Source organism: Prolixibacter bellariivorans ATCC BAA-1284 (assembly GCF_000621705.1).
GTDB lineage: Bacteria > Bacteroidota > Bacteroidia > Bacteroidales > Prolixibacteraceae > Prolixibacter > Prolixibacter bellariivorans.
Genome location: NZ_KK211332.1, coordinates 269264 through 284231 on the forward strand (window position 1 = coordinate 269264; position 14968 = coordinate 284231).

The 14968-nt window shown below is 43.6% G+C and carries 17 protein-coding genes; 2 read left to right on the top strand and 15 right to left on the bottom strand.

All coding sequences use genetic code 11. The features are described 5' to 3' along the window. Positions 1-42 precede the first annotated feature (42 nt). The 15 genes from T426_RS24560 to T426_RS0120425 form a co-directional block, all read right to left on the bottom strand. The gene (locus tag T426_RS24560) at positions 43-333 is read right to left on the bottom strand and encodes a hypothetical protein (RefSeq protein ID WP_025866024.1); all 291 of its coding nucleotides are present in this window, start codon (positions 331-333) and stop codon (positions 43-45) included. A gap of 169 nt (positions 334-502) precedes the next feature. Further along, entirely contained in the window at positions 503-934 is a 432-nt protein-coding gene (locus tag T426_RS0120360; protein WP_081782537.1) for a DUF1801 domain-containing protein, read from the bottom strand. 134 nt (positions 935-1068) lie between these two features. Further along, positions 1069-1668, bottom strand: coding sequence for a helix-turn-helix domain-containing protein (locus tag T426_RS0120365; protein WP_025866022.1), 600 nt, complete (start codon positions 1666-1668; stop codon positions 1069-1071). A 107-nt stretch (positions 1669-1775) separates the two neighbouring features. Beyond that, positions 1776-2306 carry a GNAT family N-acetyltransferase gene (locus tag T426_RS0120370; protein ID WP_025866021.1) on the bottom strand — a complete coding sequence of 177 codons (531 nt, stop codon included), beginning with the start codon at positions 2304-2306 and terminating at the stop codon, positions 1776-1778. A gap of 166 nt (positions 2307-2472) precedes the next feature. Continuing rightward, the gene (locus T426_RS25390; RefSeq protein WP_025866020.1) at positions 2473-3930 is read right to left on the bottom strand and encodes a S41 family peptidase; all 1458 of its coding nucleotides are present in this window, start codon (positions 3928-3930) and stop codon (positions 2473-2475) included. 75 nt (positions 3931-4005) lie between these two features. After that, positions 4006-4368: a hypothetical protein gene (locus tag T426_RS0120380; RefSeq protein WP_025866019.1), complete on the bottom strand. Its 363-nt coding sequence runs from the start codon at positions 4366-4368 to the stop codon at positions 4006-4008. Positions 4369-4944: 576 nt separating this feature from the next. Beyond that, positions 4945-5331: a hypothetical protein gene (locus T426_RS0120385; RefSeq protein WP_025866017.1), complete on the bottom strand. Its 387-nt coding sequence runs from the start codon at positions 5329-5331 to the stop codon at positions 4945-4947. Positions 5332-5436: 105 nt separating this feature from the next. Then, on the bottom strand, positions 5437-5970 hold the full coding sequence (locus T426_RS24570; protein ID WP_051569053.1) for a flavodoxin family protein: 534 nt from the start codon (positions 5968-5970) through the stop codon (positions 5437-5439). A 102-nt stretch (positions 5971-6072) separates the two neighbouring features. Beyond that, positions 6073-6444 carry a VOC family protein gene (locus tag T426_RS0120395; RefSeq protein WP_025866016.1) on the bottom strand — a complete coding sequence of 124 codons (372 nt, stop codon included), beginning with the start codon at positions 6442-6444 and terminating at the stop codon, positions 6073-6075. Positions 6445-6681: 237 nt separating this feature from the next. Then, positions 6682-7164, bottom strand: coding sequence for a hypothetical protein (locus tag T426_RS0120400; protein ID WP_025866015.1), 483 nt, complete (start codon positions 7162-7164; stop codon positions 6682-6684). A gap of 33 nt (positions 7165-7197) precedes the next feature. Further along, complete coding sequence (locus T426_RS0120405) at positions 7198-7719, bottom strand: hypothetical protein (protein ID WP_025866014.1); 522 nt, start codon at positions 7717-7719, stop codon at positions 7198-7200. 263 nt (positions 7720-7982) lie between these two features. Then, positions 7983-8894 carry a helix-turn-helix domain-containing protein gene (locus T426_RS0120410; protein ID WP_025866013.1) on the bottom strand — a complete coding sequence of 304 codons (912 nt, stop codon included), beginning with the start codon at positions 8892-8894 and terminating at the stop codon, positions 7983-7985. Continuing rightward, positions 8891-9556 (bottom strand): NAD-dependent epimerase/dehydratase family protein, encoded by a 666-nt coding sequence (locus T426_RS0120415; protein WP_025866012.1) that lies wholly within the window; start codon positions 9554-9556, stop codon positions 8891-8893. Before T426_RS0120415 ends, T426_RS0120410 begins: the two co-directional genes overlap by 4 nt. Before the next feature lie 53 nt (positions 9557-9609). Next, entirely contained in the window at positions 9610-10389 is a 780-nt protein-coding gene (locus T426_RS0120420; protein ID WP_027586214.1) for an SDR family NAD(P)-dependent oxidoreductase, read from the bottom strand. 388 nt (positions 10390-10777) lie between these two features. Next, complete coding sequence (locus T426_RS0120425) at positions 10778-11863, bottom strand: toxin-antitoxin system YwqK family antitoxin (protein WP_036985035.1); 1086 nt, start codon at positions 11861-11863, stop codon at positions 10778-10780. A gap of 910 nt (positions 11864-12773) precedes the next feature. Here T426_RS0120425 and T426_RS0120435 point away from each other — a divergent pair. Next, a complete protein-coding gene (locus T426_RS0120435; protein WP_051539191.1) occupies positions 12774-13859 on the top strand; it encodes a 5-aminoimidazole-4-carboxamide ribonucleotide transformylase in 1086 nt (361 codons plus the stop codon). A gap of 325 nt (positions 13860-14184) precedes the next feature. Beyond that, on the top strand, positions 14185-14664 hold the full coding sequence (locus T426_RS0120440) for a hypothetical protein (RefSeq protein WP_025866007.1): 480 nt from the start codon (positions 14185-14187) through the stop codon (positions 14662-14664). Positions 14665-14968: the final 304 nt, after the last annotated feature.

Below are 14968 nucleotides of genomic sequence, written 5' to 3' on the forward strand. Positions count from 1 at the left end.
GTTGAATATCCTGCGTTCCGAACGGGTCGGCAGGTAGAGCTTTTACTCTGAATCCATTAATCGGGAAAAACCGGTGTATGGGTGCAATTCTATTATTTTAAAATCGATAATTCCCCTACGGACTAGTGGTAATTCGTCCAGAAGTCGTTTGGCTCTCAATTTATCTTCGCATTCAAGGATGAGAACAGCATTCTTGTTTTCAGTGAAGTATATTTCTCTCAGATAACCCGAAAGCATCATATGATAAGCTGATTTTGCCTCTTCAATCAGTGTCTTGGATTCACTTTTCCAATCAACATCTTTCAATTCCTTCTCGATGGCCAATATCTTCATATTGTTGGTTGTTAGGTTGATTCCAAGTTAACAAAATCTTTCCATTTAGAAGGCGGGTGTAGTTTTGAGCTCGAGATGTACCTGGAGCATTTGGGAAAGGAATAGTTTAAGTTATCAGAAAAAATTGTCCATCTGCTATGCGAAAATTGTCCATCTCAATTGGTTTGATTCAAATTCCCAGCGTTGGCAGGTGCTTTACTTTGTGGTAGGTCAAAGCGGCTTTGATGCACAACTTCAATGCTTCTGCCGGGACTTCGTCATCTACAGAAAAAACGATGGCTCTCTTGCCGTCAAAGTCAAAAATATCTTTAAACATCAATTTGAAGGTTGGCACCAATCGGCTGGTACACTGAAAATACATGGCGTACTGGTTCGGCGTTTTGGGTTTCCAATCCATCCGGAGGGTGCTTCCGTGTTTGGTTATATAGCTGGGCTCACCCCATTTCAGTGTTTCCTCCACCTCGGTTATCTCGTCCGTTTCCTTCGCTGTTTCAATGACCAGCTCACGCAGGTACAGCATTTTGTCACGAACTCCTTCCGGATAATTATTGAAAATCTGTTCGACTTCCGGGTGGGTATGTATATGCAATTCCTTCACCATCTCTCCATTTTTCATGCAATCCCGGCCCGCCAACAACGATTCTGTTTCCCGGGCACTCTCTCAAGTTACTAAATCCTTTTTAATGGAGGGCAAGTGGGATTTCAGCCAGGCAACGGCTCCAACATACAATCTGCTCATCGAATGAATCGTATTTTCGGTTGGTACCGGGCTTCCTTTTCTTCTTTGATTCGAATGGAGTTGATGATGACAAGAATGAAGTTGTAGGCATACAGGAAGCCGTAAACGACATATTTGATGGTTGGATTGATCATCAGCGCGGGCGACATATCTTGGGCCTTGGTAAACCGGTAGATCGTTATACCCGTAAAGGTTACAAAAGCCAGTACCAACAACAGCGTCCAGGTTATCTGGAAGTTTAGTATCTCCCTGATCAGGTTCTTTAAACCTGCGATTTTACCTTTCTTGAAAATCCACAGAAACAGCGGGATGACAATCCCCAGCAAGGGAAAAAGAATAAACCCCAGCGACGAAGCGTTCAAAGCTGACAAAAAGCTTTTGTCTGTCTGTTCTTCCCAATCAATTATCTCGTCAGGCGTTACTTTTAGTGTATTGGCCAGTTTCTTTAACGTGTCGCCTCTGGGCTCGGTTTGCCCGCTTTCAATTCGTTGAATGGTCCGAAGACTTAACCCGGTCTCGTCTGCCAGTACTTCCTGCGATAACCCGCTTTTCATTCGAATCTCTTTAACTCTTTCCGACAAATTCATGTTTTTCATTTTCATTGATTTGGTTCAGCGTAAAAATAGGTTGGAACCCTTACGCTGCTTGCGACTAACGTGTGACATGTTTACGACAAGGGTGTCATTTTTGTTAGCGATAAGGACTACTTGCCTGTAGTTGCACTTATTTTATCATATTCACTTTTCATCATCCGGTAAATCACTCCATCTTGCCCGTCAAAATCAAATTGCTGTTTGAATGTCATCCCGATTTTCTCCAGCACTTTGATTGATACCTGATTTTCCGTCATGGCTCGTCCGACTATCTCGTCAATGTTCAAATCAGAGAAACCAAACTCCAGGCACCTACTGGCTGTCTCGGTTGCGTATCCTTGGTTCCAAACGTCTTTGAAAAACCGGAAGCCAATGTCATACTCATCGATGTGGGGACTGTATTTCAGCCCGCACCACCCGATAAAAGCATTTGTCCCTTTTTCGATAACTGCCAATCGTCCCACACCATATTTTTCGTACTGGTCGTATTGCTCCAGAAATCTCCGGGCGTCATCAACTCCTTGGAACGGAGCATCTCCTGTATACTTCAAGACGTCGGGATCAAGATTCAGACGATAGAAATCCGCTGCATCATTGACCGTCAGATTTCGCAGGTACGTTCTTTTGGTTTCCAGTTTCATCGTTTTCAAATCGCTTGTTTTGTTTGTGTTTCTTCGGATAAAAAACCGATTGCGTTAAGTTATCATCTTTCCAAAGCTCGTGCCCCGAAACCAGCTAAGCAATATACGAATTGTGTACATTTCCTACTTCACTTTTCCTTCAAATCAAAGTTTACCGGCTTCTGTGCTAGTCCATCAATTCCAGGTAGTTTCTCACAAAATATACCCAATTGTCCAGGCGATCGTATAATTGTTCCGTTGCCGGATAGCGTATGATGACATCCTGTGAAATCCCAATGTTATCAATCGGATGTTCCGGTAATCTTTTGGAGCGAGTCAATGGATAAATCAGTTTGTAATTCCCGGAGGGAAGTGTTACCATATCAGTGTTCGAATAATCGAGCACGCCGGCCGTAGGTTGATTTCCAAATAACGTTACTTTTCTGCTGTTTTGTGCAGTCAGTAGAAATTGTTCGGCAGATGACGCATTTCCATCATTAATGATGATGCCCACCTTCCTGGGATACCGATATACTGTATCTCTTATCACTTCTCCATCTCCACCCATCATGGGATGGGTTACAAAACCACCGACATTTTTCTTCATGGCCTGTAGCAAGGCTTCCGTCCATTTGATTCCCTCTTCTCCATTCCTGATATCCCCGTTTTTTAACACATCTTCGAAAAACTGTATATTTCCTTTGGTTGCATACCACTCTACACCTTTACTTTCATAAGGATCGGTATAAAACAGTTCAGCCAGTTTCTGATAGTATGTGTCCAGACCGCCTCCATTGTACCGGATGTCGATGATTAAATTGGGACGGCTTGTAATCTCCTTCCAATGCCGGATAACCACATCATTTGACCACTCCGATTCAAAACTCGGAATACGCAAATAATAAGTGCTGTCACTTAACGTGGTGGCAACCGGATAATTATTTGTCCCGTTGGGATATTCGGCTAGATAAGAGTAGAGAAGAGCCTGGTCCGCTATTTCATTAGAGGTCTGCCTGACAAACCGGGTATCACCATGAATTTCCAATACGTTGTTATCGATATGCAATGAAGCCTTACCGTTCGGGGTACGGGAATTCGTTGGATTAAAGGAAGTCATAGGAAACATATTGTTTTCCGGCTTCGAAAATTCAAACATTACCTGGTTGCGCTCGTAATTTCGATATTGAACCGCCACTCCAATGTAATGCCCATCGTCTTTTTTGGCGATGGCTATCTTTCCCCGAAAGCCGATCCAAATTCCTTCGATTGATTGACCGGTGTTATCGATACTGTCCAAATGAACCGGATAGAAACGGGGCTGCATTTTCGTTTTTTCATTGGTCTTTGCGTTCAAATTCGCCCGGTTCCCGCTCACCCGCAAATGATAGTCTTTGAACCACGAGGTATAAAGATTGAAGTATTTCCGGCAGGAATCGGGATGTTGAATGATCCGGTTTCTCAGGTCCTGTTCCAATCGCTTGAGGTCGGGTAAGGTTTCTTTATTTACCTTATCGTTGTAACCCGGATAATCGCTTTTGATCTTTTCAACCAGGTAATCGAAGTCTTTTAAGCATTCACTTTTTTGTGCGTGTACAACAAATGAGGTTAAAATACTCATCATTAAAAACAATACTTTTTTGGTCATAGTCTGGTGGTTTTATAATTGTCGAAAGTGTTTCGGTTATAAAGCCAAATGGCTCATCGCTTTTTTGAGATACCTTTATTTTTTCTCTGTCCTGGTTACGTATAGCCATGGATAAGACAAGCCCATCGTTGAACACATTCCCAGTTCATTACTTGTCGGATTTCTCATGTCAAGAAGTATGATTAACCCTGGCTCTTCTAAATTCTGTGGTAAATTCGTTGCAATATAAACGCCTTCTTCCGGCGAAAGACCAATCATGTCCTCCACCTTTTCCAATCCTTTCGTAATTTTTATTTCGTACAAGCCGCAATCCATGTTAAGACCCCGCACTTCGGCCTCGTAGGCATACGATACGTTTGCATTATCGTTGTTCTCACATGAATAAACAGATAGAACAATAAGAAACAGGATAAAAATAAAAATCCTGGCTGTCTTCATTTTGTTGGTTGTTAGGTCAGTCCCAAGTTAACAAAATCTTTCAATTTTTCGGGCGTTCGTTACTAGATTTGAAGACAGGAATCTTTTGCGTTCTCCCGATAGCTATCGTAGATCTACAGTAAAGAGAACTAATGAAAAAAGTTAAATTAAGAAGGTAAAAAGTAAAAGTGAACGGGAATTTTAAGTCTGCTACCGCCTTAACCTCGAAGCAAACAATAGGAACAACAGGAACAATAAAAACACCGAAGCACAACCCGGAATGTCTTCCTTCTTCTGTCTCTCCTCTGGTGTCTCTGGTCTTTATATCCAAAACTTTTTCAACACAACAATAAATCATTGCATTACAACGTTTTTACATCAACATATCCGGAAATCGATTCATGAGGATGTTGCGAAAGCAACCATAGCAAGATTTTAACCGGTACCGGTCGTCGGGTGATCTAACCCCCCAGGTCTTTCGTTAAGATGAAAGGGCTGTCGAAGAACGCGAAGAAGGTGGACTTTGCAGCATATCCCCGGCGACCGGCCGGTTTCCGGATACTCTTTTCCACAATTCCCCCTACTTATTCAGTTTCCTCATACCTTAGGCATTAGTTCGAGCAATGACGGGACTTCGATAAAAGGCATGAATTCCTTCCATCCCAGTAACGAGTATATCATGTGTGATACAGGTGCTGCCAAAATAGTGAGCACAAAGTATGTGAGGGCTTCGTTTCGTTTCATCCGGAACCAGAAAATGGGAAACAACAAAGTCAGCAGCAAAGGCACCGGATAATATATCCACCAGGGCAATCCCAAACCGGCACAGTATCGTTCCCATGTCATGCAAACCACAGCAAGCAGGCTTAACACCACCAATACCATCATCTGTTGTGTCGGATTCGGATATCGCTGACGCAACGAGAACCGCACAATTAAAATAATTGCCAGTAAGGAAATAATGGTAAGCGAACTGAATTCCATACGGTCGCATTTTGTTTTATGACGAACTGAATTTCTGTCTTGTTTTTTAAGTTACGGAATTTCAGTGAAACCCTGTATGGAAGTTTCGTGGTCGTATGACTATACTTACGATTTGATCACATTCCCGGTATCAACTGGCTTCCATCTTTCTTCATTCACCTGTTGAACAAATTCGGCTATCCGGGCTGTCTCATCCTTATCGGTGATGGTGTGAACATGTCCCAGGTAGTCCATGCCGAGGTAGCCGGCTGTTTCGGAGAACGGGAGCCAGAAGGTTTCCCCCAGGTTGTTCCCGATCGAACAGCTGATAGCGGCCATCTTCTTTCCCCGGAGTTTTCGTCCCAAATCCTTTTCGATGGTGAGCAAGTCGGTAATGCGGTCGAAGAATACCTTCATGATACCGCTCATGGAATACCAGTACACCGGCGTGGCAAAGACAAACACATCGTATTCTGCAATGAGTTTTTGCATCAACCCAAGGTAATCGTCATCCCGGTTCAAATGTTCGTAATCGTAATAACCAAACTGATAATCATTTAAATCAATCACATCCCAACCCGATAAGTCGGCCAATTGATTGACCAGCTTTTCCGTGTCGCCGTCTTTTCGCGAACTTCCCGCTATAATTACCTTCTTCATCGTTTCCTCTTCAAGCTATGCCAGTACTCGCCGGAGCCCCAGCCTCCGGCATTTTAGTTATTCCCTCAACAGACGTTTATGCGAATGGTTTAACACGGTCTTTTACTTCCGGATGGACAAAACAATGCGGAAACCATCTGGATCGACATACGTCGTTCCGTTTGCTTTCCAATAAGGGTTGGCTGGTTCTACCGGTTGAAAACCTTTATTTTGGATTTGTTGGTTCAACTCTGTGTATTCCTGCTCCGTTTCTACATAATATACCAGCAAATCATCATCGTCGGAATGATGGTTGGGTGCCCCCTCTGATTTGGTGAATTCCAGATGCCAACCGGCTCCCTCCTTTCCCAGGAAGATGCCGTCGTATCCTTCGTGATCGCGGAATTCTCCCAATTGTTCCAGTCCCAGGGCTCCGCAGTAAAATTCAATGAGTGATGTAAAATTGTTCGTATGTCGGGCTACGCGTAGTTTCATCTGTTGTCAAGTTGTTTTATGGGAATAACAGATGAGAGGAAAGGAGGTTTCAGGTTATGCTTTGGTGTTTTTATTGTTCCTGTGGTTTCTGTCGTTACTGTTGTTCCTATTGTTGGCTTCGAGGTTAAGGCAGAATCTTGTTTGAAACGCTAATTTTTTAATTCAACATTTATAATTCAGCATTCAAAATTACTTTTACTGTCCCTCTCGACTTCTCCTATTCTGCGTTTCTCGGCTCTATAATTCTGACAAAGCAAGCCCCAACAATACATGGCTGTGTTGCGCAAAATACATCTCTACTTCGTCACCTTCGCTGACTTTATCGAAAAAATCCCGGGAAACATCATAAGCTGCCTGGTTGATGATCAACTGAAATTTATCGATGGATTTCATTTCCTGATTCGATAACGTACCACTTCCGGCTTCATGAGCGGTATGTTTCATTTTCCCGGTGACTTTTTCCATCCTGACGGTTCGGTATCCCGCTTCCAGGTCACGGTTCAAATCACGGTTGATCCGATGCAACGTCATCCAGCTCAATCCGATAATAACCATATCAATAGCTACCAACACGGTGTGCTGATGAATAATATCTGTCATCACCAGATCGATGAGGTTGAACAGGACTCCTGCCATTAAAATCATTCCGGCAAAAACATAACCGTTTCGTTTTTCATACTTCAAAAGGCGGATGTCTTCTTTGGTTAGTCTTCTTTTCATGGGGTATAATTAGTTGGTTTCTTGATTGAATATTTATAAAACTGCTCTTTGGGATTTCGGCAAAGCTTGTACCCGTTTATCCTTTTCTATTATCTCAGAGAATTGATCAAAAAGCTTCCTTAGATTTCTGGCTGCTCTAGTTTCCGACCAGGTGTTTTCCTCCCAATTAATTATGCACGTAACGGAATCCAGTGTAAATTTCAGGTTAAAATCCGGACTTGGATCGACGATCACTTTTGAGGTTGGTCCATAATCTTGAGGATATTGATAGATGTCAATATCACACATCATATCATAAATCTGTTTCTTTTCTTTATTCGTCAGTTGGAAGGGAAGAACAGTATCCTTGTCCCAGTCCAACGCGACAGTTAACTTTTGATGATACGTATCAAGAATGTACGCTCCCTCGTAGTAGTTCGCTACAAAATTAAAGTCTTTTGGCATTTGTGACTTGTAGTCAAAACTTTTCTGTTCCACTAAGAGGAGTGCGATGCCGAACAACGTAAGGATGGTAATCAAAATAATAAGCCAACGTCTTCTTGCCCTGAATTTCATAGTTGGTTAGTTTAGCCTATTGAAGATAATAAAAATTGGGATATACATGCGGTTTCTCGCGAGAAATCCTCCTCCGGCCTTCGGCCACCTCCTCCAGAGGAGGATAAGCGCGAGCTGTAGCACTTTCATAAGCTTAAACAACAAATTTCCAAGGCGATGCAACAAATTCAATTTAGTGAACGAAAGAGCATTATCCGACAGTTGGTTGGCAAGCTTTTCCCGTTGGACGGGGAATAAAAGGGGAATAAATCAACACGCTTCATTCAATTCACATTCCGATACTCGGCCGGACTCATGCCGGTTTTGGCTTTGAAGATTTTGCTGAAATGTTGTGGGTACTCGAACCCGAGACTATAAGCTATCTGACTGATGGATTCGGTTGAATTGAGTAGTCTGGTTTTCGCCTTGTCAATCACAAAATAGTGAATGTGCTCCTGTGCATTCCGGCCGGTTTCTTTCTTCAAAAGATCACTCAGATAATTCGGCGACATGCCCAACTCATTGCCACAATACCGGACGCTGGGAATCCCTCCCTCGACGGGTTTCTCTTCGTTGAAATAGCTTTTCAGCAATTGCTCGAAGCGGGTCACGATATCCTTGTTCAGGTTGGTGCGAACATAAAATTGCCGGTCGTAGTAACGCGTGCAGTAATCCAGTATCAACTGAATGTTGGAGATGATCAGTTTCTGACTGTGTTGATCAATGTTTTGCAGGTACTCCTTTTCGATTTTACCGACCAGTTCCTGGATCGTTTTCTTCTCGTCATCGGAAAGATGCAGTGCCTCGTGCACATCGTACGAGAAAAAGGAATAATCGTCGATGCTTTTGCCCAGTTCCGACTTCCGTATCAAATCGGGGTGAAACAGGAGCGTCCATCCGTCTGCCGCATCGCCCTCCCGCATTTCATGAATGGTAAAGACTTGTCCCGGCCCGGTAAATATCATGGTGCCTTCCCGGAAATCGTACGAATTACGACCATACTCAAACGAACCGGGGGAACACATCTTCAGGGTCACCTGATACATATTGAGCGATACGCGCTCATTGGCGTATTGATTCTCCCGCCACTCGGTATCCTGGTGATGAAGCACCGAAACCAAGGGATGTTTGGGCTTTTCAATTCCCAGCAGCTCATGCACCTGGCTTATCGTCTCAACGCGGATAATGTCTTTCATTTGTTGGCCAGTTCGTTTATATCCTTATTCGTCAAATATTTTTTGCTCATTGGAAACCGCAGCGTATTGATCATCGCTTTTCCAAACTTTGTAGTCGTGGTGATGTTTTTCGATTTCTTCAGCAACGGGAAGAACGGACTCAGGATGACATACATGTAACTGTACCAATTCGTCCTCGACTTGATTCCTTTCTCAGGCAGAATGGTTCCCAACCGCACAGCGTAAGCATCCTTAAATCCTTTCGCCAGCATCATGTTCTCTGTTTTTCCCTTTACACGGGCCCACATGATCTTTCCTTTTTCGCTGCTGTCGGTACCGGCACCCGACACGTAATTGAATACTATGCCGGGATTGATTTCACACAGCACATCAGCAAAGGCTTTAGTTACCTCGTACGTGACTTTGTGATAAGCCTCTTCACTCATGCCCAACGCCGAAACGCCCATGCAATGAAAGCAGGCATCATAACCCGTGAGTTGGTCTTTGATGGTTTCCACCTGCAGAAAATCCGGCAACAACAGCTCTTCCAGTTTTGGGTGCTGCATCTCCAGCGAATGCCGGTTAATCACCAGCACCTTTTCGATGTGCGGACTTTCGAGGCATTCCAGCAAGACGCTCTTGCCTACCATTCCGGTTGAACCGGTGATGATAACGTTCTTCATCTGTTCAGCTTTTAATCTTAAAGATGCTTCATTTTGGAGTAATCTGAAAGTGCTTACTTCACTTCCTGCATCTGACGGATTTGTTTCAGCACCATCTTTTTCGGCAGAAACGGAATCATGGGCAACATCATTTTCATAGCAAACGGCAGGCCCGAAACTACATCCAGCTTCCCTTTCATCATTCCGTTGTAGCCATCTTCTGCTACTTTACGCGCGCTCGTTGCATTTTTGAACATTTCTGTCTTATCCAATCCTGCAACGCGGCCAAATTCTGTTTCAGTAGCACCCGGCATCAAGGCCGTTACCGTAATGCGCGTATCACTCAGTTCTTCTGCTATCGCATTGCTGAAGAAGGTGACATAGGCTTTGGTCGCGAAGTAGACAGCCTGCAGCGGACCGGGCATAAAGCTCGCCGTTGACGATACATTCAGGATTCTGCCTTCGTTTCGTTTAACAAAGTCAGGCAAAAACAAGCGAGTTAAGGTGGTTAGTGCAACGATATTCAGATTAATCATGGCCAGGTCCTTTTCCCACTCCCGTTCATGGAATTTGCCCCGTCCGCCAAAGCCGGCATTGTTGATTAGGTAATCGACTTGCCATCCTGCTTTCTTCACCTCGTCGTATACTTCTTCGGGCGCACCAGGTTGCGTCAGGTCTTTTGCCATGACCAGCACGCTGGCCTGATGCTTTAGTTCCAGGTCGTGTTTTAGTTGCACCAGCTTATCCTTGCTACGGGCAACCAGAATGACATCACCGCCTTTTTCGGCGTGAATGGTCGCCAGCTCTTTTCCTATTCCGGTGGAGGCTCCGGTTATTAAGGCTACTTTCTTCATCTGTTTTCTTTTTAATGATTACAACACAAAAGTAAGCCAGCCAAATTTTGACGACGTATACTTATTCCTGATTGATGAATACATTTTACAGATAAAAAGAAGACTCCAGACGTTAGATTATAGACCGGAGAAGTGGCAAAGAGAAAGGTTGCAGGTTAGAGAAGTTTCTGTTGTTAGGACAGTTTTAAGCATTGAAGTAGGTGTAACTTGCAACCGGGCGACAAGCCTGATTGTCATTCAAAATCCTCATCCGGAGGAGGACAAGCATGAACTACAGCACCTTTAATGAATTGCCTACCCCAAACATTGTCAAAAGGACGGATAAATATTCCCATGTAAGAGATTGCTTCAAATAAACAATGCATACTGCCATGGTAGTTTATTCTGGTCAATTTGCCTTAACCAGTTGGCTGATTTCTTTAAGTGATTTAATGGTGTTGATGAATTCCTGTTCGTAACCAAACGCAATATCTTTGGTCATATCCATATAAATCTGAATCCCTTTATCCTCCCTGGTAATAATGTAAACCATATAAAGCACGTGCTCGAGTCGGGCACTGGTTCCGTCGGTATAATGACATTTGAAGATGTAAGAATTTTTGATTGATAAAGGGTAGTTCGGATCATTCTTCTGAGTCAACATTTTTTCGGTTTCAACTTTCTGTTCCTTTATCGGCGTCTGCTTATCGATGGAGAATTGGGTGACATCCTGTTTATATTGACTGGCGTCTTCAATATAAATCATAATCGACGGAGTGATGGCCCGCCCTAACGAATCGATAACCGGTTCCCGTCTAAAAAAATATCGCGTCCGGACACCGGTAGCCTTATCAATCAAACTCCAATATGAGTTGGGAAGCTTGATGTGCAATCCGGCTTCGGCCAACTGATATTCCGTTTTGAATTCGTGAGTGCCGGCTATATTTCCGGATTCGTCGTAATATTTCCATGTTCCCGTTCGGTCTCCATCCGTATACTCTCCTTCTGCAACTAATTTGCCATCATTCCGGTAAATCTTTGTCTGGCCTTCCTGCACGCCGTTCCGGAAAAAGGATACCATTGAAATGGTACCATTATCGTGATACTCCTTAAGCTCGCCATCCAGCTTTCCGCCCTTGTATTTCTCTATGGCTTCTATGTTCCCGTTTTCATAATACCAGATGTGTTCGCCCACCTCTTTGTTGTTGGCATAGTTGCCTTTGTGCAAGAGCTTTCCATTCTGATAGTAATATTCAAAATAACCTTCCTTTATCTGCGGTTCGCGGGATGATACGTGACCTCTCATCTGCACCTGGTTATTCTCCCGGTAATAGTCAGTGCGCAGCCATCCATTATTCTCTTTCTTATCGATCCGGTAGTAGGCTGAATTGTTGTGAGTGGATACCCGCCAGGTTGAGTCGAAATAGATCGTGTCCTGTCCGGAGGCCCACAGGCCCGAGAACAACAACAGCATCAGGGTTAGTATTCGGTTCATGGGGTTTCAGCGTTAGATTATAGGTTCATTGTTTCGCCTTTTTAACGTGTAATAGGTTTCGATCCTTAATTTAATAAAATATTAGCGGAATTGATGAAGGATGGTACCTGTTTTACAATAGGTTACCTTAATCTTACGTTCCCCCGTTCAAACATTTTCATCAAAAAATCCGTCTCCTGAGGAGGACAGGATGCCAATGTCTTCTTCGATAGCAACACTCCGGGAAACAAATCCGGTTTTTTCTTTCTCATATTGATTCTGAAATTCTACTCACCCCTACTTCGCCGTTAGGCGAAAAGTGGGTTGGCCCGTCAAAGTCGCCGGAGCGTGTGTTAGCCTTGTGAGAGGACGGATCACTTTGACTTGTCCCGATGTACATCGGGGCTTTTTGTTTCGTTTTTCTCATCTAAGGAGAAAAATGAAATCCCGTCCGGAAGGACAATGGATGAATAAAAAGAAAAATGTTTTCGAGGTTGTTACATCACCATTGCGGTCGAAACAAGGAAAGTATTTCAATCAGGTTCATCACACGACCGCTTTCCCTCACCACATTTCTCTACCCGGGGTTAATCCCGAAGCATCGGGACCGGGCTATCAATATTTGCCCCCCCTCCGGGGTCATATCACGCTATCGGAGGACAGGTCGCTAACGACATTACAGTGAATGAATACCCTGGTCCACAACCCCGATAACCATAGCAGGTCACGAGCGATTAAGGATGGACTTTGGAGCGATGCCTGTTTAAGTACGGCGAAACAGAAGAAATTGTTAAAGATGCGCCTCACCGGGTTACAAAATCCGGTAAAATCAGATAATACAATAACTTTGTGAGCCATCCGACGCTATGCAGGCAAACTGTTTTAGTAACCTGAGAAATATGCTGCAAAACGAAATAAAAAAATGAACACCATGAAGTTGAAATACGGAATGAATCCTTACCAGGATTATGCGGAAGTTATTGATCAGTCAAACGCACTAAGCTTACTGAACGGAAATCCAAGTGTCATCAATGTATTAGATGCCTTGAATTCATGGCAATTGGTCAAAGAAGTCAGCCAGACATTGAATGTTGAATGCAGTACTTCTTTTAAGCATGTAACGCCTTCCGGAGTGGCCATTTATAAAGAACTAAGTGAAAATGAGAAAGAAGCTTACCTGATAAAGAAACCGTTATCGAATCTGGCTGCAGCATATGCCCGGGCAAGAGGAACCGACCGGTTGGCTTCGTTTGGTGATTTTATTGCGTTGAGTCACTGTGTCGATAAAGAAACAGCTCAATTGGTCAAATCAGAAGTTTCTGATGGACTTATCGCCCCGGAATTTACGGATGAAGCGCTGGAGATATTGCGTTCGAAGAAGAAAGGCAACTATGTGATTTTCCAGATAGATAAAAACTTTGAGCCTGAAGAAGTTGAAACGCGTGAGATATTTGGAATCACCATCAAACAAAAGCGAAACAGTCTAAAAGTCAGTGACGAGCAACTTTCCAATGTCGTAACCGAAAATAAAGACATTCCATCGGGTATTCTTACCGATTTAAAACTCGGTATGCTTACGTTGAAGTTTACGCAATCCAATTCGATTTGTGTGGTATCGAATGGACATGTCATCGGTATCGGTTCCGGACAGCAGTCAAGAATTCTGTGCTCAGGCCTGGCGTTAACGAAAGCCAATGTCTGGTACCAGAAGAGCAAAATTGATTACTCGTTTTTAAATCAGTTTGAAAACAAAAAGCGGACAGACCTGGACCAATTGATTGAGCTGGAAAGGCAAGAGCGATTTGGAGACAAAATCCTGTTAAACGAACTACCAAATACCTGCTTGCTCTCCGATGGATTCTTCCCGCAGAAAGATAACATCGAGCTGGCTCACCAATATGGAATCAAATACATTGCCACCCCCATGGGCTCCATTCGCGATGAGGAAATCATTGAGACGGCCAACAAATATGGAATAACCATTATCAATACAGGGGTAAGACTGTTTCATCATTGATTAATAGTTGGCCAACCATAAAGCCGGTTATAGAATAAAACGAAATAACTGATAGAGACGGGGTGCATTTTATGATGTTAGCCCCGTTTTTATTTTCCAAACTGTCGTAGAAGAAAGCCCATGCCTTGTCGTGTTCGTTTCTTGCTAAAGAAAAGGCCCTGTCAGGAATTAATCCTGTTAAATACCGGATTGAACACAACTCTTTTGTTCCTCCACTGTTATCAAGAACAAGTATAAATAACCGAGACCAATTTTCTTCGCCACTCTTAATAGCCCCTAACTTTAAGTACTTTCTTAATAACAGTAATTATTAAATAACATAGCTATGACAAAAAGAAAGATTTTTATTTCGTTGATGACGGCTTCGTTGGGCTTCTTTTTCTCAGCCAATGTTGCGAAAGCCCAGGTGGTTAGTAAGACAAAAATGGCAGGAAAGGTCTCTGTAACAATGAAGGTCTTACCGGCTGAAACGTATGAGGGTGCCGGTGCCGACATGAAATGGGATGGTGGTGCCGATGCGGTATTGATGAATAGTGCATCAAAGCCTAATCACCATCTTGTAGCATTTTTAAAAGAAGGAGGAAAACCCGTTGAAAGCGCCTCGGTGATAATCAGTTACCGCGAGCTTTCTCCAAAGAAGAGTAATTGGACCTCATTACCGGTGTGTCGCATGCATGTTGCCGGTCAGGGATTGGAGACCACGCATTTTGGCAATAACCTGTCGCTGGCAAAGGGCGAGTACGAAGCCCGTGTAACAGTCAACAAGAATCCGTCGGTGACGTTCCATTTCGAGTTAACAAAATAAAGCGGGATTCGAGTGCATTCCAGCCGGAGATATAAAAAATCCGGCTCAATGCTTTCCCCATCATCATTGCGATCAAAACAAGGAAGGTATTTCAATCACGTCATCCCGTCGGGATTTCGCTCAGTAAGACGGGAACCTTATCATTCAGGTTTCTTTTTCAACATTGCGAAGTCCCCAAATTCGCCATAAGGCGAAAAGCGGGTTGGCCTGTCAAAGTCGCCGGAGCGTGTGTTAGCCTTGTGGGAGGACGGATCACTTTGACTTGTCCCGATGTACATCGGGGCTTTTTGTTTCGTTTTTCTCA